The organism is Paenibacillus oryzae, from assembly GCF_001675045.1.
Lineage (GTDB): Bacteria > Bacillota > Bacilli > Paenibacillales > Paenibacillaceae > Pristimantibacillus > Pristimantibacillus oryzae.
The window spans coordinates 54315-73978 of record NZ_LYPA01000066.1; the positions used below are offsets into that span (position 1 = coordinate 54315).

At 46.9% G+C, this 19664-nt stretch carries 19 protein-coding genes; 7 read left to right on the forward strand and 12 right to left on the reverse strand.

The window, feature by feature from the left end; all coding sequences use genetic code 11:
- Positions 1–121: 121 nt before the first annotated feature.
- Positions 122–1414 (forward strand): MFS transporter, encoded by a 1293-nt coding sequence (locus tag A7K91_RS18200; RefSeq protein WP_068685345.1) that lies wholly within the window; start codon positions 122–124, stop codon positions 1412–1414.
- 91 nt (positions 1415–1505) lie between these two features.
- Here the strand turns inward: A7K91_RS18200 and A7K91_RS18205 are convergent, their stop codons facing one another.
- Positions 1506–2567 (reverse strand): hypothetical protein, encoded by a 1062-nt coding sequence (locus A7K91_RS18205; RefSeq protein ID WP_068685347.1) that lies wholly within the window; start codon positions 2565–2567, stop codon positions 1506–1508.
- A gap of 123 nt (positions 2568–2690) precedes the next feature.
- Between A7K91_RS18205 and A7K91_RS18210 the strand changes: the two genes are divergently transcribed.
- Genes A7K91_RS18210 through A7K91_RS18220 form a run of 3 tightly spaced genes read left to right on the forward strand, consistent with a single transcriptional unit; the run spans position 2691 to position 4554 of the window.
- Entirely contained in the window at positions 2691–3116 is a 426-nt protein-coding gene (locus A7K91_RS18210) for an Lrp/AsnC family transcriptional regulator (RefSeq protein ID WP_082967564.1), read from the forward strand.
- Between the two features lie 50 nt (positions 3117–3166).
- The gene (locus A7K91_RS18215) at positions 3167–3700 is read left to right on the forward strand and encodes an RNA polymerase sigma factor (RefSeq protein ID WP_342671748.1); all 534 of its coding nucleotides are present in this window, start codon (positions 3167–3169) and stop codon (positions 3698–3700) included.
- A complete protein-coding gene (locus A7K91_RS18220; protein ID WP_068685349.1) occupies positions 3697–4554 on the forward strand; it encodes a hypothetical protein in 858 nt (285 codons plus the stop codon). Before A7K91_RS18215 ends, A7K91_RS18220 begins: the two co-directional genes overlap by 4 nt.
- 577 nt (positions 4555–5131) lie before the next feature.
- On the opposite strand, the gene catA is transcribed toward A7K91_RS18220, so the two are convergent.
- From catA to A7K91_RS18265, 9 genes are all read right to left on the reverse strand, one after another.
- Positions 5132–5791 (reverse strand): type A chloramphenicol O-acetyltransferase, encoded by a 660-nt coding sequence (catA, locus tag A7K91_RS18225; RefSeq protein ID WP_068685351.1) that lies wholly within the window; start codon positions 5789–5791, stop codon positions 5132–5134.
- Between the two features lie 103 nt (positions 5792–5894).
- Positions 5895–6314 (reverse strand): DUF3237 family protein, encoded by a 420-nt coding sequence (locus A7K91_RS18230; protein WP_068685353.1) that lies wholly within the window; start codon positions 6312–6314, stop codon positions 5895–5897.
- Positions 6315–6326: 12 nt separating this feature from the next.
- Complete coding sequence (locus A7K91_RS18235) at positions 6327–6899, reverse strand: pyridoxamine 5'-phosphate oxidase family protein (RefSeq protein ID WP_068685355.1); 573 nt, start codon at positions 6897–6899, stop codon at positions 6327–6329.
- Positions 6900–7095: 196 nt separating this feature from the next.
- Positions 7096–7995 (reverse strand): AraC family transcriptional regulator, encoded by a 900-nt coding sequence (locus A7K91_RS18240; RefSeq protein ID WP_245697637.1) that lies wholly within the window; start codon positions 7993–7995, stop codon positions 7096–7098.
- 189 nt (positions 7996–8184) lie between these two features.
- A complete protein-coding gene (locus A7K91_RS18245) occupies positions 8185–8628 on the reverse strand; it encodes a cell wall hydrolase (RefSeq protein WP_068685358.1) in 444 nt (147 codons plus the stop codon).
- A 69-nt stretch (positions 8629–8697) separates the two neighbouring features.
- Complete coding sequence (locus tag A7K91_RS18250; RefSeq protein ID WP_082967565.1) at positions 8698–9612, reverse strand: GNAT family N-acetyltransferase; 915 nt, start codon at positions 9610–9612, stop codon at positions 8698–8700.
- Positions 9613–9726: 114 nt separating this feature from the next.
- Positions 9727–11103, reverse strand: a complete 1377-nt coding sequence (locus tag A7K91_RS18255) for a hypothetical protein (protein ID WP_068685363.1) — start codon at positions 11101–11103, stop codon at positions 9727–9729.
- A 40-nt stretch (positions 11104–11143) separates the two neighbouring features.
- On the reverse strand, positions 11144–11950 hold the full coding sequence (locus A7K91_RS18260; protein WP_068685365.1) for an aminoglycoside phosphotransferase family protein: 807 nt from the start codon (positions 11948–11950) through the stop codon (positions 11144–11146).
- Positions 11951–12117: 167 nt separating this feature from the next.
- The gene (locus A7K91_RS18265) at positions 12118–13113 is read right to left on the reverse strand and encodes a MerR family transcriptional regulator (RefSeq protein ID WP_068685366.1); all 996 of its coding nucleotides are present in this window, start codon (positions 13111–13113) and stop codon (positions 12118–12120) included.
- A 96-nt stretch (positions 13114–13209) separates the two neighbouring features.
- On the opposite strand from A7K91_RS18265, the gene A7K91_RS18270 reads away from it, so the two are divergent.
- Positions 13210–14496, forward strand: a complete 1287-nt coding sequence (locus A7K91_RS18270; protein ID WP_068685368.1) for an amidohydrolase — start codon at positions 13210–13212, stop codon at positions 14494–14496.
- A 2-nt stretch (positions 14497–14498) separates the two neighbouring features.
- Here the strand turns inward: A7K91_RS18270 and A7K91_RS18275 are convergent, their stop codons facing one another.
- Entirely contained in the window at positions 14499–15617 is a 1119-nt protein-coding gene (locus A7K91_RS18275; protein ID WP_068685370.1) for a GNAT family N-acetyltransferase, read from the reverse strand.
- Positions 15618–15740: 123 nt separating this feature from the next.
- On the opposite strand from A7K91_RS18275, the gene A7K91_RS18280 reads away from it, so the two are divergent.
- Positions 15741–17390, forward strand: a complete 1650-nt coding sequence (locus tag A7K91_RS18280) for a YhfM domain-containing protein (RefSeq protein ID WP_068685372.1) — start codon at positions 15741–15743, stop codon at positions 17388–17390.
- Between the two features lie 100 nt (positions 17391–17490).
- Here the strand turns inward: A7K91_RS18280 and A7K91_RS18285 are convergent, their stop codons facing one another.
- Positions 17491–18738 (reverse strand): MFS transporter, encoded by a 1248-nt coding sequence (locus A7K91_RS18285; RefSeq protein WP_068685374.1) that lies wholly within the window; start codon positions 18736–18738, stop codon positions 17491–17493.
- A 159-nt stretch (positions 18739–18897) separates the two neighbouring features.
- Here A7K91_RS18285 and A7K91_RS18290 point away from each other — a divergent pair.
- Positions 18898–19664 (forward strand): hypothetical protein (locus A7K91_RS18290; RefSeq protein ID WP_211274545.1); only part of this gene is annotated, 767 nt, incomplete at its 3' end.

The following is a 19664-nucleotide window of genomic DNA, read 5'->3' on the forward strand; positions in this document are numbered from 1 at the left end:
CCTTTCATCGGAAGTCGAAAGGGGTGTTTTTTGTTGTTTGTAAAAATATTGATATTCTTGTATTCTTATATTTATTGCTTTTATTATGGTTATTCACCAAGAAACGGAGACTGTGCTTGTTATGAAATCTTCATCCTTTTTAACTCGGCCCTTCTATTTTCTCTGGACTACTCAAACCGCGGCGAATGCCGCAGATGTACTTTACATTATGGCGCTTACGGTGCTGGTGCTGGATCAGACCAATTCATTAATATCTGCCGCACTAATGCCGCTTATGCGCAGTGGCGCCCAAATGCTGAGTAGTCTGATTGCTCCGCTGCTGATCAATCGCTTCAAGCTGCCCTCCTTGCTGCTGCTATCGCAGACAGGTCAATTCCTGTTATTTCTTTGCCTGGCTATTTATTTGCAAATAAATGGGCAAAGCTCTTCATTGCTAATCGTTTTTGCGCTTGTGTTCGTTATGTCTTTCCTTGATGGGTGGACAACCCCAGCAAGAAACGCTCTCATTCCCCGGCTGATCAGTCATGAACAAGGACTGATCAAAGCCAACAGTTTGATTAGCATTAGCGACCAGGTTGTTCAGTTCGCTGGGTGGGGCTTAAGCGGAGTTATTGTTGTCATCATGGGCCCCACTCCTACCTTGCTTCTAACCGCAGTAATCTATGGGATGGCAGCTGCTTTTACGCTTGGCGTTAAGGAACCTGCAGATCCCGTAGCCGTTAACCAACGGACGGATGCTTATCCAGATAAACAGGCGGTACCTGCCGCTTCAAGATGGCATACGTTGACTGAAGGCTGGAAATTAATATGGGCTATGCCGCGCCTGCGGATGCTTACCTTTATGGATATGATCGATATGCTTGGTGGTTCAGTCTGGGTTGGCGCTTTTACACTTGCTTTCGTGCAAGTGGCACTTGGACAAGGTGAAGAATGGTGGGGCTTTATTAATGCGGCTTATTTTGCGGGAACGGTTGGTGGAGGACTTCTGGTATTAGCTTTAGCCCGTACTATTGGCAATCGCTACCTTGCAGCTATGCTGATCGGCATGACGGGTTACGGTGTGCTGACCGTCTTCTATGCACTTAACACCTCCCCTTTCATCGCACTTGTTCTCGTGCTGCTTATGGGACCTTTTGCAGAGCTGTCCATCATTAACCGACGTACCCTGATTCAGCGCAGCGTAGTCAAGCAAATGCTGCCTAAAGTATTGTCTGCACAGGCCTCCTTGTTGCATTTGTTTTTTTGTATTTCGCTGCTTGTGATGGCAGGTCTTGCTGAGAGCATTGGTATTGTCAACTTGTATCTGGTAGCTGCACTCCTCACCCTGCTGGCACTTTTTGCAGGCCTGCTAGGACGGAAAACCTTCCGTGACACAGAGTCGCAAGACACTGACTACACTGATAGCTCTATATGATCCTAACAAATATAATGATCTGAAGGGAGAAAAAGCCAATGAATACTATTGTTGAGTATCCTTTGGCTTTTTTATTTCCGAATTCTTTACTCTATATATGGCTCAAGTTTTTCAATTGTTCTTCGCTAAGATGCGTTATCCCCGGCAATCCGGTTTTGACAGCAACTCCCCAACCAAATCCTTCGCGCTGCGTCACTTCGGCGCGTACAGTATTAACGCCTTTCCTCCATTTAACCGGTACGCTTACAAAATCAGGACGTATGCGCCCGTCATGACTTGGGGGCTGCCAGAGCCAATCTCCCTGATAAACTTCGATATCGTTAATCCACAGCCGGATTGAGTCGCTGTATCCAAGCGATAACAGAGCTTCCGTCTCTTCTTGAAGCAGGAAACCGCTTTTGGCTTCGGCTACCAGACCTGGTTTCGCCTCACAAATACGATTGAGATTAAGGGTTCCGTTTTCCTCCACTATGCCTTTTATCCATGGCTCAGCCCTCTCTGGCATCAGCAGGTTTTTCACCATCCACTCAGTCAGGAACGCTCCCGCTTCCGGTTGCCTCCGGTTGATGGCGCCAGCTTGAACAGGGTCAGAAAAAACACGCTCAGTAGTGGGGATTTCCTCAATCGAAAAATTCCGTATGTAAACCGGCACATAATTCCAAAAGCCCACCTTACCCAGCCGTTCCCCGCCATGCTGCAGATTTGAAATAACAAGCATCGGATCAGGTTGATCATCCAAAAAAACCTTTGCTCCCTCCGGACCAACCTCAACGGCAAACCGATGCCAGGCTCCTGTCGTATCAGGCAGCGGCTTTTGATAAGCTGGACCGTTGTAAATTTGCCAAGTCATCGACCCGTTTATGATTGGATCATATTGAATTTCAATCGGCGCTAAATAAACAAGCTCATAGTTCCTTTCGTCCTTTGCCCCAAAAATCAAGCCGACAAAGCCCACTTCGCCAGGTATCGCCACCTCTGCCTCCAAACGAAACGAAGAGAACGTCACTTCCTCACGAAGAAAAAAAGCTGAATTCATTTGGTTCAAATATAACGTCTCTTTACCCTTCCATTCTCCCGAAATTGCCCTGGTCTCTCCCCCATTAAATGGTTCCAGGTCATCCCACAAAGCATACACACGTTTCTCTGCCATCATTCGTCTCATGCCTCCCTTTCCAATATTTCCATTCTAAATTATCATTGATTGTAACGAACCGTACAGATTCAAAATAACGAAAATAGTTGAAAATACTTGAATTTTGAAAGAGGTTGAATATAAGTGGATCATACGGATAAACGCATTCTCGAGGAATTGAGCAAGGATGGCAGAATTTCTATGAAGCAATTGGGAGAAAAGGTTCATTTGAGCGGTCAGGCTGCAGCCAATCGGGTAGCGCGGCTTCAGGAGGAGCAAGTGATTGAAGGGTATACAATTACCCTGAACTATACAAAAACCGGACAAGCTTTACATACGTTTATTACGATATTGACGATTAGCTACGATCATCAGCCCCTTTTTTCATTTCTCGAAACAAAAACCATCCATATTCTCAAACGCTTCAAAATTAGCGGAGAAGGCTGTTATTTGCTGGAATGCCGCTTTCACTCCAACGATGAACTCAACTCCTTCCTGGACGAGCTTTCGCATCTAGCCAACTACCGGTTAAATATTGTGGTAGGAGACATGTCCACATTTTCCGATTAAAAATGAACCCATCCCAGCTATCATTTGTCTATATAGTGAGGTGATAAAGGTTGAGTCACGATTCTTTAAAGCATTTGACCGAAATGGATCCACTGACTTTGGAAAGCCTGTTGACAAGATACGGACAAGAGGTATGGAATTATGCTTTTTTTATAACAAAAAACAGGGTCATGTCCGACGACATTACACAGGATGTTTTCATTCAAGTCTACCGGCATGTCACTTCTTTTAGAGGGGAGGCCTCGGTTAAAACCTGGTTAATGAAGATAACCCGGAACATCAGCTACAACTACCGCAACTCGGCTTTTTTCAAAAAGGTGTTTCTCATCAATATCGTTTCCGGTGAACATAATCATTCCGCAGAACAATCTTTTATCGAAAAAGAAGCAACAAATGCCGTCTGGGAGCAAGTGTTCAACCTGCCAACAAAATACCGGGAAGTACTCGTGCTGCATGCCAAATACCAGCTCTCCATCAAAGAAATAGCCGATATCCTGAAAATCCCGCAGGGGACAGTTAAGTCACGGTTGTTTACGGCGCGAAAGAAAATGTCTGTTCTATTGAAAAAGGAGGAATTCCGTTGAAACCAGAAACTCCCGATTGGTACAAATCACTGCAAAGCAACCCCTTAAAAACAGAAACGTTCAGTCATCAGTTGGCGTTTAAAATAAAAAGCGAAGCACTGTCGCCGTCCATCAAAAAGGGGTCATTTGTACGCCGTCTATCGTTAATCAGCTTTTCAATACTAGCGGGTGTCATAGGGTTAATGCTGTTAATCAATAAAACGGAGGTTTTGGAATCCCTTCAAATTGATGTCGTTCCATCCAGCAATAGCTCGAATTCAAACAATAGCCCGGTATCCATTCCTACTTCCGCAGCGGGACCGCATTTGACGCAACCCGGCCAAACGCCAACCGATGAGGAATGGGAAACCTTGATTAATAAAAACAATCCATCTACTTACAAAGAATTTCTGGATAAGGCACAAATAAATGAAAACGTGATGTTGGTTTTTTCAAGAAAGCTGCTGGAATACAAGGGCCATCAGTCCATATCCGTAGGCTTTGATTATTTGGAATGGACCTCTAGAGAATGGAAAACGTCACAAAGCGTTTTCTACCATATGAGAAGAGATGAAAGCGGCATTTTCTACTTTCAGAGAGGAAATAACAAAGAGGTTCCCGAGGAGCGTTTAATTACGGCATGGAGCGGATTGGACAATACCCCCCTGCTTTATGGCATGGTTATTGATTCAGAAATTTCCCAAATACGGATTACAGACGGGAAGCAAGAGCAGCATCTGGCTAAGATTATCCCGCATAGCGATGGGTATACCTATTGGTATGCAGAAATGTCTTCCCGCGAAGAACCTTACACCGTGGAAAGCCTGAATTCCGAAGGGCAAGTCCTCACGAGCGACGTTTTCTATTCATATTAAAAATGGACATAGGCAAACCCTTGCGAGCCAAAGCTTCGTAACGGTCTTAGGTTAATTCACTGCCCTCTGGTCAATAAAGGAGGAATATAGCGTATATGGCAGGATGTTTTCGACCGCCTTTGGCTCTGAAAATCTCACACCGTCTGAAAGTTGTATATGGGAAAATATGCTCCGTTAAGCCATTTTCCATCTGTATCGGTGTTCGTTATACTTTTAGAAGACCGATTCAAAACATAATGGAGGGTGATTACACTGAGTTATGTAGACCTGTTGGGACGTCGGAGCACTATTTTAAAACACCGGTTGGACAAAATGCTTAGAAAAGAAAATGCGCAAGGGCTAAACAGCCAGGAACGATACTTTTATCTATCCATTATTAAAGAGTGGCATCAGGTGGAAAGCGAGCTTAATTCGGCACGAAAAAACTCGTAAGCACAATACAAGATTTTAAGGGACCATGGCAAAAAAGCTAATAAAAATAGATGGCGAATTATAGTCAAAAAGCCGTGCATTACGCACGGCCTTTGCTTGCCCAAGGATGGATGCTTGGGCGGCTTTGGCCCTATCAACTAATGAACTAGCGGATTTCCAGCCAGTCCGGACAACCGTCGGCCAAAGCCTGAAGCTCTTGAAACAACAAGCCGGCATGATAGCCGTCGCAGACCGCGTGATGAAGCTGCACGGACAAGGGCAGACATATTCTATCGCCCCTTGCGGCATATTTCCCGATTGTAAAAATCGGCAGCAAATAAGCGCCTTCGGAAGCAACGTTTAAGTTAAATGCCGTAAAGTTAATCCACGGAATACAGGACACCGGAAACGTATTAGGCGGTTCGCTTGGGTCCGGGAATAGCGTTTTTTCATGCTTGAAGGCTTCCATTTGTGCAAGGCATCCCTTATAAAAGACCGGAAACTCTGCATCAAACGGCGCCCAAATACTCGAAAACGTCTTGTTTTCTTCGTGAAATATCGTAAACCCGGGAGACATCCAATCCCAAAACCCCAGTTCTCCCTCCGCATTATAGCAGGTACGAAATTGCTCGTGGCGATTCACTACCGTTGTGATCATGTAGATAAATGCCGGATATAATTTTAGTCCCTGGCGCTTTAGCTCCGCTAACAAAAGAGTGATATCTATTTCAGCCGTTATGCTGAACGTACAGGGTACACTTTTGGTATAGTGCTCGAAATAAGGTTTTCTGGCCCAGTTATTTATAGAGATTATATTAAAGTTCATATTGTTCACCCTCCTAAAATATTTGAATTTCAGGAGGGAACATCAACCGCCTTAACCATGTCCTTCATCACACGCCTTTTTAATCTGATCAGCATTATAATCATTATAATGCTCTGTAAATGACAATATCAATGCCCGTATCCGTTGGATGCCCTTCCCCGGCAAGGATAGCCCCATTCAGAAAATCCAGCGCCTTACTGTTTGTAATGATTTTGGGCGTCGTGCGAAATAGAGCATGCTCAGGCTTTTTATGAATTTCACCATTGTTTTCAATGTAGATTTCGCAGGTTTGGCCTGTATGATCCCTGCCCTTCAGCATATATCTCGCCGACAGGCTGTGTCTGTCGCCACACCGTCCAATAATTTGGGTATCAACCGCTCCATCAAGAACGGCCCCTTCAAAATAGCTCCCTGTTGCCGTACCTGTAAATGAAATCATAACGACAGAATCCCCGCTGTCATTTTGCAGGTTGACCGTTTTTTCAATGACAACATGTACGGTTAGCACTTCTTCCCATTCCACACCAAGCACCTCTTATTCCGAAAGTTTGGCTTGTAGCGTTAACCCTATTGGCGTAGGCATGCCGTCGATCGTGCTTCGGTTTTTCTCCATCCAATAAGCCTCCAGCCCGTCTGCACCCTTTTGACTCGCCCACCGGTTAAGCGTATCCCGCTCCTTCTCAAAGGCCATAAAAGGCACGGCGTAGCCGCAGGAGGATTGAACCTTGTGAATATCCGCTACAATGATTTGCCTGGCTCCTGGCAATGATGGAAACAAACGGCTCAGCCCCTCCCACTCGTCCGTTTCCGGTAAAACAACCCTTCCCGTTCCATAAAGCCGCAAAATATTGGGCGGCCCTTCAAAGGCGCAAAACATAATGGTAATCCGGCCGTTTTCCATCAGATGGGCGCTTGTTTCATTACCGCTCCCGGTTAAATCGAGATAAGCAACCTGGCTTTCCGACAAGACGCGAAAGGAATCCTGCCCTTTAGGGGACAAATTAACATGACCATCCTCGGATAACGGTGCAGATCCAACAAAAAATACATGTTGCTTGGCAATAAACGCCATATGCTCCGGCAGCATGGATAAAAACTGTTTTCCCATCAGCTTCACCCTTTTCCACATAATATAGCCATTTTATAGCAACTTCGCAACGATGTTAAATATATAAATCGAATACCCTTTATAGTTGTTTTCTATGAGTCTCCAGCAAAAAAAGGGACACCGCGTTTGGATGCCCCTTGTCGATGCTTCTATTGTTATTTGTTATGCTCTTGTTATGCCATTTATGCAAATCTGGTTATGCTGATTGACCCTCCTCAATTCGGTACCATAACTCGCAATACTTATGACCGTCTTGCGTTGTACCGTACATTTCAAAATTCCCGCCAGCGGCAATAGTGAAATGCGATGTCTGTACCCACTCCGAAAATATTCTGTTTTTTAATGTGCACAGATCATAGCTCCCGCTGCCATTTCCATCGTTCAGCGTTGAAAAAACGGCCCAAGCGGATGCCGGGACATCAACAATCGTATATCCCTCCGTCTGGCTATTTGCTGTTTTGTAACACCCAATCAGATAAGGAAACGTCGTATTGCTTGTGAATGTATAGGCATCGTAGGCAAAAACGCTATCAAGCTCACGGCTAAACTTCCCCTCTTGCTGCCAATCGCCATGTAAGGCTTGTTCCAGTTTGTCATATTCCCCATTGTTGCAAATTGTTTGCCAAAACTCAGGAATCGTTACTCCCTGTTCATTTGCAATTTTATCGTAGCTGTATTCATCCTCCAGTCCAAAAACCTGAAAAGCATCCCGTTTCTCGATTCGATAATTCATTTCGACAGCTCCTTTTAATTTCATTTGAAGGGAGATGCGCGGGTAGGCTTTTAACTGGATTCCAGCATTGCGGGCCATTGAAGGAGTAACTCCATGCAACTGTTGAAAGGCTCTCGAAAAAGACTCCGAGGATTCATATCCATATTTGATGGCAATATCAATCACTTTATTGTTCCTGCTTTTTAAGTCAAAAGCGGCAAGCGTAAGCCTTCTGCGCCTTATATACTCTGATAAAGGCACTTCCAGCACAAACGAAAACATGCGTTGAAATTCGTAAACAGAGCATACTGCGACTTTAGCAATTCCTTCATAATCAATAGCATTCTCCAGGTTATCCTCAATGTAGTCGATTGCATGATTCATACGTTGCAGCCAATCCAGGGCAATCCCCTCCTCTCAAAAGGAGTATATCAATCAAAGGATAACGTTACCTGATATCTCCTGTAGCAAAATATCAGTTACCGCTTCCTCAAAAAAAGTGCCTCCCGTCATCATAAGACGTTGAGGCACGCGTATTGGACCAGGCGTCATACTCGCCTTGGCTTACCTGGCTTAAAACGTATTATATACATTTTCACATTCTTCTGCGGTCGGCTCGTAAAAGCAATGCTTCTTCCATCGTCCTGCAAACGGCTGATTATACCAGGTTGGCGGGCATGGGCCGGGATTATCGAATGAGCCCGGGCGGAAATACCATAAGGAATATTTGGCCGGCCAGTTCCGCTCTCCATCGACAGACCGCTGCGCCAGACGGCGCTCCCTGTCTCTTGCATTCTGATAGTACAAGCTATGCTGCAATGCCTCAAACGCATGCGGCTGGTTGATCATATCGGGAATGGAACGAATATCCTTGAAATCAGAGCAGTCTGCTCTTATTCGGTTAATGCCAACATTTCCAACAAGGAGCATTCCCATTTCGCCTTCGGTCTCTGCTTCAGCGCGAAGCAGCCGCGCCAGCATATCAATATCCCGCTGTCTGGCTTTAACAACTGCCATCCGATCACCTCTTTTGATTTCTAGGATCATCATATTGTAGGCGAAAGGAATGTGTGACTCCAGAGCTATTTACTTTTTCAACTGGAAATAATCCATTGTCGAGGCTTCGATAAAGCCGCATGATTTGTACAAATCCAGCGCGTTTCCATTTTCGGTCGCCACTTGAAGATTAATGCTTTCCGCCTTTTCTTCAATCAGCTTTTGGATACCCATAACCAGCATGTCCCGGCCAAACCCCTGCCGCCGGTGCTCCGGCAGTACGCCCAGGCCATAAATGCCTCCAGCCTGAGAAATGAGTTGAAGATGGACCTTGCCAATAATTTCTTGATCCTTTTCCGCGAAAAAAATCGACATGCCCTTTGCTTCTTCCTCCTCGGGAAGCATTAGCTCATCCGGCGATTCCGTTTCATCGCCAAAATAAATGGCATTTTGCCTCGCAATTTCCCCGGCATCGCCATTGCTTGCTTTTCTGAATGTTAATCGGCTTGATTCGTATGAAAGCTTAACAAATTGCTCCCGGTCCAAAAGCATTTCGTATTCGGAATGGTCGTAGCTGGCTCCTGTTTTTTGAATGAAGCCTTGCCCCGCCTCCGACCCTCTGTCGCTTAGCAGAAGAACGCTTTTTGTGCCGCGTCGGTTCCACTCCTCATTCGCCAGCTTGAATAGCTGGCTAAACACGCCTTGCCGTCTGTAATCAGGATGCACCATGCCATTCACTTCAATTTCTGATCCCACACCGCCGAAGCTGGATAATCCGATATAACCGATTAATTGCTGGTCATCAAAATACATAAATTCATTAATAGGCAATATGCCAGATTTCGCCGCTTCCGTCTGAGCGGCTTCGCGTTTATAGTCCAGCTCTAGCTTCAATGCCGTTTGCTCTGTGCGGCAGCAAAGCTCCTTAAGCTCGTTAATCCGTTCAAAATCAGCTTGATCAATCGTTTCCCGCAATTTTATCCAAGGTTTCTTTATCGTTTTCAATAAAAACAAATCCTCCTCTACCCCATTTAGAGCCGGGGGCAGCAATATCGTACTACGATTGCGATATAAGGGAAATGTAATGAATAATTATAATTGACTAGTCTTTATTCCCTCCTACCCTATCTTCTCGGCCATAAATTCCTTGAATCTTGTAAAATACTGCTCAGAGGCCTCCCAGCGTCTAAGATTCAATAGAGACATATCCTGCAAGTCGCAAACATCAGGCGGCTGATAATGCCTCGCGACATACGTGTCATTGTCCAATGTGTAGAAATAATACGCTTCATCCAGGGTTTTAATTTCAATTCGGGCAGGCCGGCTGTCTCCATCCTCATCTACATACGCCTTGCGGAAGGTGTAATATTTCGATCCGTCCCACAGCCCGTCTTCCTCCTCCTCTTCATAAGCCAGCTCCTCAATATCAGGATGCTGGAAAATATCCTGAACGAACTTGACCTCAATGTTTCTCAAATAAAGCTCGGCCATATTGACGCAGGTCAGCAGCATCGTCCAGCAAGCGCCTAGCTCAGCTAACGGTTCTTGAGACTCCCCCGTAATGCTCTCCCACTCCGACCCTTCCTCTACCGTTCTTCTCAACAAACCTACAGAATGATCGGACTCTACCCATATATAATAGTGATGCCGGCTATCCTTCATATAAACGCTGAGATCGCGCTCTTCCCCGTCTGCATCGACATGCTTCACCTGAGCTTTGAAAAACACGCCTTGCTCCACAAATTGAAAGGCCGGTTTGTTTTTCTCCATCAAAATACATTGCGTCAGCTTCAATATATTTTCTTCATTTATCGTGTTATGAGTGAAATAAACAGAATCAGGTTTTTTAACGGCAAGAGGATCATTTACGTTTTTTAATGGAGATCGTCCTTCCGCAATAACGTTCACCAGCGTACAGAAGGAAAATTCGATTTCACCCTCATCTATGTCCAAAACCTCATCAATCAACACCTCTTGAATGGTAATCGGGAGCTCTTGACACACGCCGTCCCCCTCCCACACATTGATGATGCAAGGGATGGTTTTCCGGCCGCCCACGTTAATTTTGTACTCGTCATCCTGAACTAAAACCGCAGCTTCAAGATTGCCCTTCACAATCATTTCCCCGTGATTGTAGCTGCCGCATAACACCCCTTCAACCATCGCATTTCCGGATACCAGAATTTCCTGACCGCCTACCGTTATATTTTTTGCGTTCAAATTTCCATTCACGATTAGGCCTATGGCTCCGTCTGTTTCTTTATTATAGAGATGTTCAACGGTAAAATTGCCGTCAACCATAATAAGCAAAACCTCTTTTTGCTCCGGAAAAGGCTGCTCCCAATCCAGGTTTAGAGAAGTCAGCGTCAAATCTTCTCCGTAATAAGCAACCAACTGATCTTCGCCGAAATCCCCGTAAAATTTCGCCCACCAGGAGCCCTCCGGATATTTGCCTGCAAGCTTGCTTATCGGCATAAATTGAACGTTTTTGTCCATATCGTTTCTTCCCTTCAACTTTTTATAGTTGCCAGTCCCGTTACTGCATCCAATCCTCAAAATGATTCGATACAAATACAATTTCATTTTCATAATGAGCCAGATGTCCTTCATCCACCATCTTTTGAAAAGCTGGATTACCTTCGGCAGCGCCATTCCTTAGCGTGTCGCACATGGCGGTCAGCCGCTGGATGATCCACTGCTGCAACTCATCGGGAACGGGGGTTCCATAGGAGTCAAAAAATAATTGAATTCGCCGGCGCCGCTCTGTTGCGTGCAGCTTTGCTTGATACGCTACTGTTTTTCCCGCCGCAGGATCGGGCGAAAAGCTAGCAAGCGGGACCGACGTATAAAGGGAATACGCAATATCCCACATGCGCGGGCCAGGTCCGGCCATGTCAAAATCAATTAGCGCTACAGGCGCTTCCTTTTGAAAAACGACGTTATACAACGCAGCATCATTATGACAGATTACTTCGTGCTTGCGATCATCGGCATAGATAAGCTGCCAGCTTCCCTTTTTAACGAGATCAGACCCTTCCGTCGCATCATGAAAACGGCGTAAAAGACGCGCCAAACCCGCAAGCGTTTTGTCAGACCACATGTAGGACGCTATCTCAGGATAATCGTTCCCTGGGACCTCTCCCGAAATGAAGGTTAATATTTCACGATCGGAATCGTCGATACCGAGAAATTTCGGAGCTCCCTCAAAGCCTTGCTTCTCCAAATGTATCAGCAGCTCATGGACCGACGGACTCCAATAGCCAGTAGGCCGCCGAACCGTGTTTTCCTTGCGGACAACGTGATTTACGTTCCCGCCCTTCAACACTTCTTCCCGAGTCATCATTCCTCACCCTTCCTTTTGGGTACAACTAAAAATCGATCCTTTTAGAGGCGGTAAGCCTATTGTAATGGAAATAATTCACAAACAAAATGCCGCTTTAGTAATGGATTCCCACTACTTTTGTGGTCATTTGCCAATAAACCTTAACTCTAGGTCAAGGTTTGTTCAACCTACCGAATAGGCACAGCCAATACAACATAAAGCATTTCATTTATCCTCATCTGTTTTGTAATGTACCCGTTGCTTTCAAATAACGCTATAAGCTTGGATAGATGGATATAATCCTCGTCATTTTCATTGGAGCTGATTTGATTTTCATTCATCATCAAATCAGCGATGCAAATGCGGCCATGCGGCTTCAGCACTCTTTGCATTTCTTGAAGGGCCAATGGAATTTGATAGCTCGTTAGATGATGCAAGGCAAAGCTGGACACAACAAAATCAAATTTTCCGTCCAGGTAAGGCAAGGCCAGGAAATTGCCCAGCTTGGTCTCCATTTCCGGGAACTTGCGCTGGCATGCGAGCAGCATCTCTCTGGATTGATCGACGCCTGCCATCATCACGCCTTTAGCGGAGAGCCGGCCAGCCAGATTCCCGGTGCCGGTTCCGATATCCAATCCCTTTTCTCCAGCGATCGAAGACACCAGCTTCACAATATGCTCCAACGCCTCATCATAGTTTTTGTACTTTCGGCTGTCCTCTTGAACGAGCTGATCGTGGACGCTGGCCAATTGATCAAACCCCCATTTATCCTCCCATTCCCGCTGCTCCCGCAATCTTCTGGAGCCCTCCGCCAGAGTGTAAATATCGTCGAGCGGCAGCTCATGGTCATTTTTTAAGGTTTCGATCATCTGGTCCGTCGTTTCAATTATTTGCTTCATTTCGATCCACTTGGAGAACATGACTGACCGCTGAAGCTCCAGCAAATAGCGTAATGGACTGCTTCCATTGGCTTTAATGTCGGAAAGCGCCGTTTTAATGTCGTTGATGGACATTCCCGATTCACGAAGCGCTACGATGGTCTGCAAGCGCCAGATGTCTTCTTCATCAAAAATCCGGTATTGATTGTCATCTTGTTTGGATGGTGCAATCAGGCCTTTGTCCTCGTAAAATCGAATGGCCCGCTGCGTTATTTTCAATTTATCCGCAACTTCTTTTATTTTCATAGGGTATCCCTCTGCCAGCTTTTATGGATTAATCAACGCTTGACTCTTCCCTAACGTTAATGTTTAGTATAAACCTCATAAAAGGAGGTTGTCACGATGAGGACATTAATTAAAGGCGCGACCATTTTGACCATGAGAAGTGAGGAGCCCTTTATTGGGGACATTCTTATTGAAGGGGACCGTATCGCAGACATTCAGCCATCCATTTCCACACAAGCCGATACAGTGATCAATGGAGAGGGCATGGCGGCAATGCCTGGATTAATCAATGCTCACCAGCATACGCCAATGAGCTTGCTCCGAGCATTCTCCGACGATCTGAGGCTTATGGAATGGCTGGACAAAAAAATGCTGCCCGCCGAAGCGCAAATGACTCCGGAGGATATTTATTGGGGCGCCAAGCTGGCGATGGCCGAAATGATAAAGTCGGGCACCACCGCTTTTGCCGATATGTACATCCACATGAATGAAATTGCAGCTGCGGTAGAAGAGACCGGTATGCGCGCCTCTCTAACCCGAGGGTTGGTTTTCCTCGAAAATGACGGAGGCCGGAGAATGACTGAGGCGCTGGACCTCATCCAGCGCTGGAGCGGAAAAGCCGAGGGCAGGATAACAACCATGCTTGGCCCGCATTCTCCTTATACCGTTCCTCCGCAGCCCTTCAGAGAGCTGATCGCATTGGCGGAGCAGGAGAACATTCCGCTGCATACGCATCTGGCCGAAACAAAAGAGGAGGTTGTCAAAATCCGGGAAACGTACAATCAGACCCCTGCCGAATATTTATTTCACCTCGGCATGTTTGAAAAAGCGCATGTGCTCCTGGCGCACAGCGTACATCTGAATCGGCGCGATATCGGATATTTAAAGGGCATGCGAGGCGGCGTATCCCACAATCCTGTGAGCAATCTCAAGCTGGGATGCGGCATTGCCCCTGTCAAGGATATGATAGAGCAAGGCATTACAACAGGGTTAGGCACGGATGGGGCAGGCAGCGCAACGACGCTAGATATGTTTGAGGAAATCCGGGCGGCCTCCTGGCTGCAAAAGCTGGACTATGGAGACCCAACCAAGCTCCCAGCCTTCGATGCCCTGAGCATGGCGACTACTGGAAGCGCGGCGTTATTGAATATTGCTCATGAGACAGGGACGCTGGAAGCCGGGAAAAAAGCGGATATCATCTTGATTCATTTGAAAAAACCGCATCTTCAGCCCGTTCATAATCTCCTTTCCCTGCTGGCCTACAGCGCAAACGGCGCAGATGTCGATACAACCATTATTAATGGCAAAATAGTCATGCAGGGCCGTCAATTGCTGACCATCGATGAAGAAGAGCTGATGAAGCAAGTATCCATACGGTCAAAGCGTATCGTCGAAGGCATCTGAACTTAAAATTTATCAATTTTGTACCAGAATATAGGCAGCGGAAACCATCCCACAGGCGCATTAACGGTCATATAACGACTCTGGTGTGTAAGCAGAAGCGCCTGTGCCTGCTGCTTAGTAAGGACAACTGCATCTGGCGCAGCAGTTCGCTCGACCGTCACGCCATTAGCATCCACTCGGGCAGTAATCGGCTGGCCGTCCATTACGGCCGAGAACTCTCCATGTACAATGCCGGAAGTCTTATGCTTAAGCGTCAGATAGGCCTTCAATACATTAGCAAAATCGAGAATATGATACATGTCCGATGTCTCAATCACATAATCTTCAGTAATGCTGCCCAGTATCTCATTAAGAGAGTTTTCATATTCCGGTGTATACACGGAAATCCGGTCTGCTTTGCTATGTTCCCTATAAGCTTTGATCGTCCGTAAAATATCTCCCGCATTTATCATCGCGAATTCAGATATTTCATCGCCTTTTTCGTTTACGACTAGATACCCGATCAAATTGCCATGATCCAATACGCCCAGCGCTCTTTGATGAAGGGTGTTGAAAATAAGCGGCAATTGCTCCACTGTACGTTCAACATAAGCAAGCCGCGAGGTGTTAATGCTATGCGCAAAGGCTTCTGCCCCTTCAATTTCGAATAACGGCTTGAACGATATTCCGTTGTCGTTCACATGTCTTAAGCCATGACGCACGTTGGCCTCTCCCACGAAATACTTGAGCTTTACACCGCCAAGAGTAAAACCGAAATACTCATATCGCTGCCGCTGACCATACAATACAACCATATCGCATGTATCGCGCAGCTCCTCCAGCCACATATTCATAAGCACCTTCATATGTCCTTCGCCGCGCGCTCTTGGATGGACCGATACAGTTCCTAGATAACCCGTTCGCAGAGCGAAGTCGCATACCGTCAGAGGCTCTGGAAAAACAGCCACCTGCGCGCGCACTTTGCCTTTCTCATCTACAGCGACCTTGTGCATGGCTGAAGAATCTACGCTTTTTGCATACGCTTTGGGCATCAGGGTCTCAAAATCCAAATGATAAGCAAAATTGGCTAAATCAATACATTCTTCCCGCTCATTCGTTGTTGCCATTCTGTATGTAGTCATATGCTCTATCATTCCTTATTTAACTACTTTCATAGCATTTTACTCTTGAAATCTATTCTATAGCCTGCTGCAACATTATTCCAGCCTTTACGTCTGTAGGAATAATAAAGCGAGGTGCATATAATGAATAAAATCAAGCTGCTCCTTCTTGCAACAGCGGCTTCCGCTTTGCTTGCAGGCTGCATCAACACCGATAACAAAGGCGAAACTCATTCAACCCCGATCACCTACAAGACAGATACGCCCCAACCCTCCGATCCATTCGGAATAGATGAGGAAATCAGGCAGGTTATTTTAAAAAAGGCACGCTCATATAGCCCCGCCGACAGTACGCTTATTAAAACGTTTGACGATAATGAAACCATCGCATTGTTTAATCAGGTTCTTCAATCTGCCGTGCCAATGCCGGGCATTTTGGATCCAGTACAGCCTGATTACCAATTCGAGCTGACCTCGGAAAACAGCCGGCATTCCTTTTTTCTATGGCTTGACGAGTCGACGGAGCAGGCCATGCTGATGGACACGGAAGAAAGCCATACCGGCTATACAATCAGTAAAAAAGCAACCGCCGAGCTAAAAAAGCTTCTGCTTGAGGAATTGGTTCATGAAATCTCCATTAAACCATTGAGCTTTCAGGCTGTGCGACAGGACGACGGATCGTTGGCGGCAAAACCGGCCGATTTTGAAGAAGGGGGCTATTACATGAGCGATGGTCCCGCCTTGGAGCTGGATGGAACCATCTATCATACCGTGCATTTATTTTACGGAGATCATAAGGCAATTAACGCGTTGGTTGCACACAAAAGGGGAACCGATGAGGTTCAAGTCAAATGGAGCAATCGCTTGAACAACTCCCAGAACCGATGGAACAATGCGTTTATGAGCAGCTACAACCTGCTGCTGCCGCTGGAAGATAACCGGCTATTGTTTCTGGAATCCGAACTGACAGAAGACGCTGGCGCCTACCATTTGTCTGCCTATAATCCGGCAACGGGAGCCGTAGAGCGGCTTCGCGAAAACTTTTGGCCTATTTCCGGGGACTACGATCATATCTACCAATACAAGTGGAATGCGGAGAAGCAAACGCTTCTGATGCAAAGCTTCTTGGGCAATGTCTGGATTTTTGATCTGAAGACAGGGCAGGACATTGCTCACTTGAATAAGTTTCCCGTCATCCCCCATTCCACATCGGGTTTGCCTTCCTTGTTTATATCTCCGACCTTGGAACGGTTTGTTTTCGATGACGAAAGCGGCGAATTAACCTTCTATAACTATGACGGCAACGCATTAGGCAAGATTAAGCTTACAGAAGGACTACAGGTGCCGTCGGACAAAATCAAATGGAATCCGGCGGGCACCGCCGCCTGGCTGGAGCAAGCCCCTCAAAACGGGGACAGGATTCTGGGTATCGACATCGACTATTTGCGAATAGCGCCCACGCAAGTTCAATTTTTCAATCCTGACGGGAAGCCGATTGGAAGCTTGACATCCGGCGACGAAAGCAATGCCTCGCTAGAAGTATCTGGCTGGATCAACGCCGATGTTGCCGTCATTAAAGTCTATACGGCTGCACCCGCCCTGGAGGAGGGCATTGAAGCCGGCATAAAAGACGCTTCTTATTTTTTGTACGATGTTTGGAAAAAGAACAAAGGCCCAATTCTGGCTTCCATGCCACCGGAAACAATCCCGGTTATGGATAGCCGGGGCACTTATGACGCGAATAAGGAGTCGTTAGTTAAAGTGACCTCGGATGAAGTTTTCTATATGAAATGAAAAAACCAGGGCGTTGACACGCCAAAAAGCCTCGATCTCCACCGGGAAGTGGGGATTGAGGCTTTTACCGTATACATGGGAAAATACACGGGCTTCAACGCTAGTCCTCGCTCGCTTCTTTCGCAACAGGCTTTCCAGCCTCCACCAGCCGTTTGCTGCTTATGAACATGATAGCCAAAGCAACAAGGAGAAGGCCGGTTCCAAACAGCAGCCATTCGATTTGAATGACATCGGCAAGCGGACCAAAAATCATCATGCCGATTGGCATCATGGATGTAGAGATCATACTGAAAATGCCGAAAATACGCCCCATATAGTTAGGATCTACTCTCTCCTGCAGCAAAACCATTGTTGGCGTATTCGCCATCGGCATAGCAACGCCAAACAATCCCATAAAGATCAGGTAGATCCAGAACACCGGCGTTACGCCTAATGCAATGGTACAAAGTCCCATTACCACATTGGCAAAAGCCATCGTGAAAATTTTGTTGCGGAAGCCGCCCCATGAAGCGATAATAGCGCCGCCGGCCATCATGCCGATGGAAAAAGCAATTTCAATAGCGGTCAAACGCCAATATTCTTCTCCAAAGCTGCGCGCAACCTGTAATGGCGTTAAAAATGCGGCGGGCGCCATCAGCACAAAGAAAAAGGCAAAAAAGGTGAAAAACGGCTTCAAAAAGGAATGATTTTTGATGTAGCTTAACCCCAGCTTGAAGTCATCCAGGTAACTTGTTGTTTGTTGCTCCGAGGCTTTTTCGTGCAGTGGTATTTTGAGGAAGAAAAACAAGGTGCCAATCGCAAGAGCGGCGGTCACAACGTCTATAAAGAAAATAAACTCAATGGTCGCCCACGTCAGCAAGCTGGCGCTCACAATTGGCGCAACAAACATCATCAGAGCCTGAAGAGAGCCATTAATGCCGTTAACCTTTGTCAGCTTATCCTCCGGTACGATCTGGGGTAAAATGGCGGCCACCGCCGGGGTTTGAATACCCGCCCCAAGCGCACGAACAGCAGCAATGACGAACAACAGCCAAGGCTCCTTGTAGCCCAGCAAAAAGGTAATGGCAAGAATAAGCGTCACTAAAGCGATCATAGCATCCGCAATCATAATCAAAAATTTCCGATTAAAGCGATCCGCCCATACTCCCGCAAAAGGAGACAGCAAAAAGGTTGGAATGAAGCCGCAAATGATAAACAGCGTCATCATCAGACCAGACTTTGTCGTCAGCGTCACATACCACATAATGGCGTATTGAACCAATGCGGAACCGAACAGCGAGATGGTTTGACTGCTCAGGAAGAGAATAATATCCCTCTTCCAATTCTTTTTTTGGTCGGCTTGCGCCATGACTCACATCCTTCTGGAGAACCTTTTTAACCTATGAATTCTCCGCTTCCTATCGTAAGTCATTGCCACAATATGCGCAACTCATTCTTTGCTCCTTTCAGGCTCCAAAAGCGAAGCTTTGTTGGGGCCCCGCCCCACCCACATGCCGGGGGGACGAGTTTGTACGTTTTTTCATACAAAGCGGGGCCGCCGGGGGCCGATGCGGCGCGGTTTGTACGTTTTTCCATACAAAGCGGGGCCGCCGGGGGCCGATGTGGCGCGGTTTGTACGATCTTTCATACAAACCGGGGCCGCCGGGGGCCGATGCGGCGCGGTTTGTACGTTTTTTCATACAAAGCGGGGCCGCCGGGGGCCGATACGGCGCGGTTTGTACGTTTTTTCATACAAAGCGGGGCCGCCGGGGGCCGATGCGACGCGGTTTGTACGTTTTTTCATACAAAGCGGGGCCGCCGGGGGCCGATGCGGCGCGGTTTGTACGTTTTTCCACACAAAGCGGGACCGCCGGGGGCCGATGCGGCGCGGTTTGTACGTTTTTTCATACAAAGCGGGGCCGCCGGGGGCCGATGTGGCGCGGTTTGTACGTTTTTTCATACAAATCGAGATCGCCGGGGGCCGATGCGGCGCGGTTTGTACGTTTTTTCATACAAAGCGGGGCCGCCGGGGGCGATGCGGCGCGGTTTGTACGTTTTTCCATACAAAGCGGGGCCGCCAGAGGCCGATGCGGCGCGGTTTGTACGTTTTTCCATACAAAGCGGGGCCGCCAGAGGCCGATGCGGCGCGATTTGTACGTTTTTCCATACAAAGCGGGGCCGCCGGGGGCCAATTGCGCGAGGTTTGTATGTTTCTTCGTTACTACTCAGGTACCACTGCAAAGGAAAAGCTATTTTTGCCTACCTGAATAAGGGATTGAAGGATTCCAAGTCCCT

What these genes read in the sequence shown, in the direction of transcription:
- A7K91_RS18200 (WP_068685345.1), top strand. Translation starts at nt 122, where the DNA reads ATGAAATCTTCATCCTTTTTAACTCGGCCCTTCTATTTTCTCTGGACT.
- A7K91_RS18205 (WP_068685347.1), bottom strand. Translation starts at nt 2,567, where the DNA reads ATGATGGCAGAGAAACGTGTGTATGCTTTGTGGGATGACCTGGAACCA.
- catA (WP_068685351.1), bottom strand. Translation starts at nt 5,791, where the DNA reads ATGAACTTTAATATAATCTCTATAAATAACTGGGCCAGAAAACCTTAT.
- A7K91_RS18235 (WP_068685355.1), bottom strand. Translation starts at nt 6,899, where the DNA reads ATGGGAAAACAGTTTTTATCCATGCTGCCGGAGCATATGGCGTTTATT.
- A7K91_RS18240 (WP_245697637.1), bottom strand. Translation starts at nt 7,995, where the DNA reads ATGAATCATGCAATCGACTACATTGAGGATAACCTGGAGAATGCTATT.
- A7K91_RS18245 (WP_068685358.1), bottom strand. Translation starts at nt 8,628, where the DNA reads ATGGCAGTTGTTAAAGCCAGACAGCGGGATATTGATATGCTGGCGCGG.
- A7K91_RS18255 (WP_068685363.1), bottom strand. Translation starts at nt 11,103, where the DNA reads ATGGACAAAAACGTTCAATTTATGCCGATAAGCAAGCTTGCAGGCAAA.
- A7K91_RS18260 (WP_068685365.1), bottom strand. Translation starts at nt 11,950, where the DNA reads ATGATGACTCGGGAAGAAGTGTTGAAGGGCGGGAACGTAAATCACGTT.
- A7K91_RS18265 (WP_068685366.1), bottom strand. Translation starts at nt 13,113, where the DNA reads ATGAAAATAAAAGAAGTTGCGGATAAATTGAAAATAACGCAGCGGGCC.
- A7K91_RS18270 (WP_068685368.1), top strand. Translation starts at nt 13,210, where the DNA reads ATGAGGACATTAATTAAAGGCGCGACCATTTTGACCATGAGAAGTGAG.
- A7K91_RS18275 (WP_068685370.1), bottom strand. Translation starts at nt 15,617, where the DNA reads ATGACTACATACAGAATGGCAACAACGAATGAGCGGGAAGAATGTATT.
- A7K91_RS18280 (WP_068685372.1), top strand. Translation starts at nt 15,741, where the DNA reads ATGAATAAAATCAAGCTGCTCCTTCTTGCAACAGCGGCTTCCGCTTTG.
- A7K91_RS18285 (WP_068685374.1), bottom strand. Translation starts at nt 18,738, where the DNA reads ATGGCGCAAGCCGACCAAAAAAAGAATTGGAAGAGGGATATTATTCTC.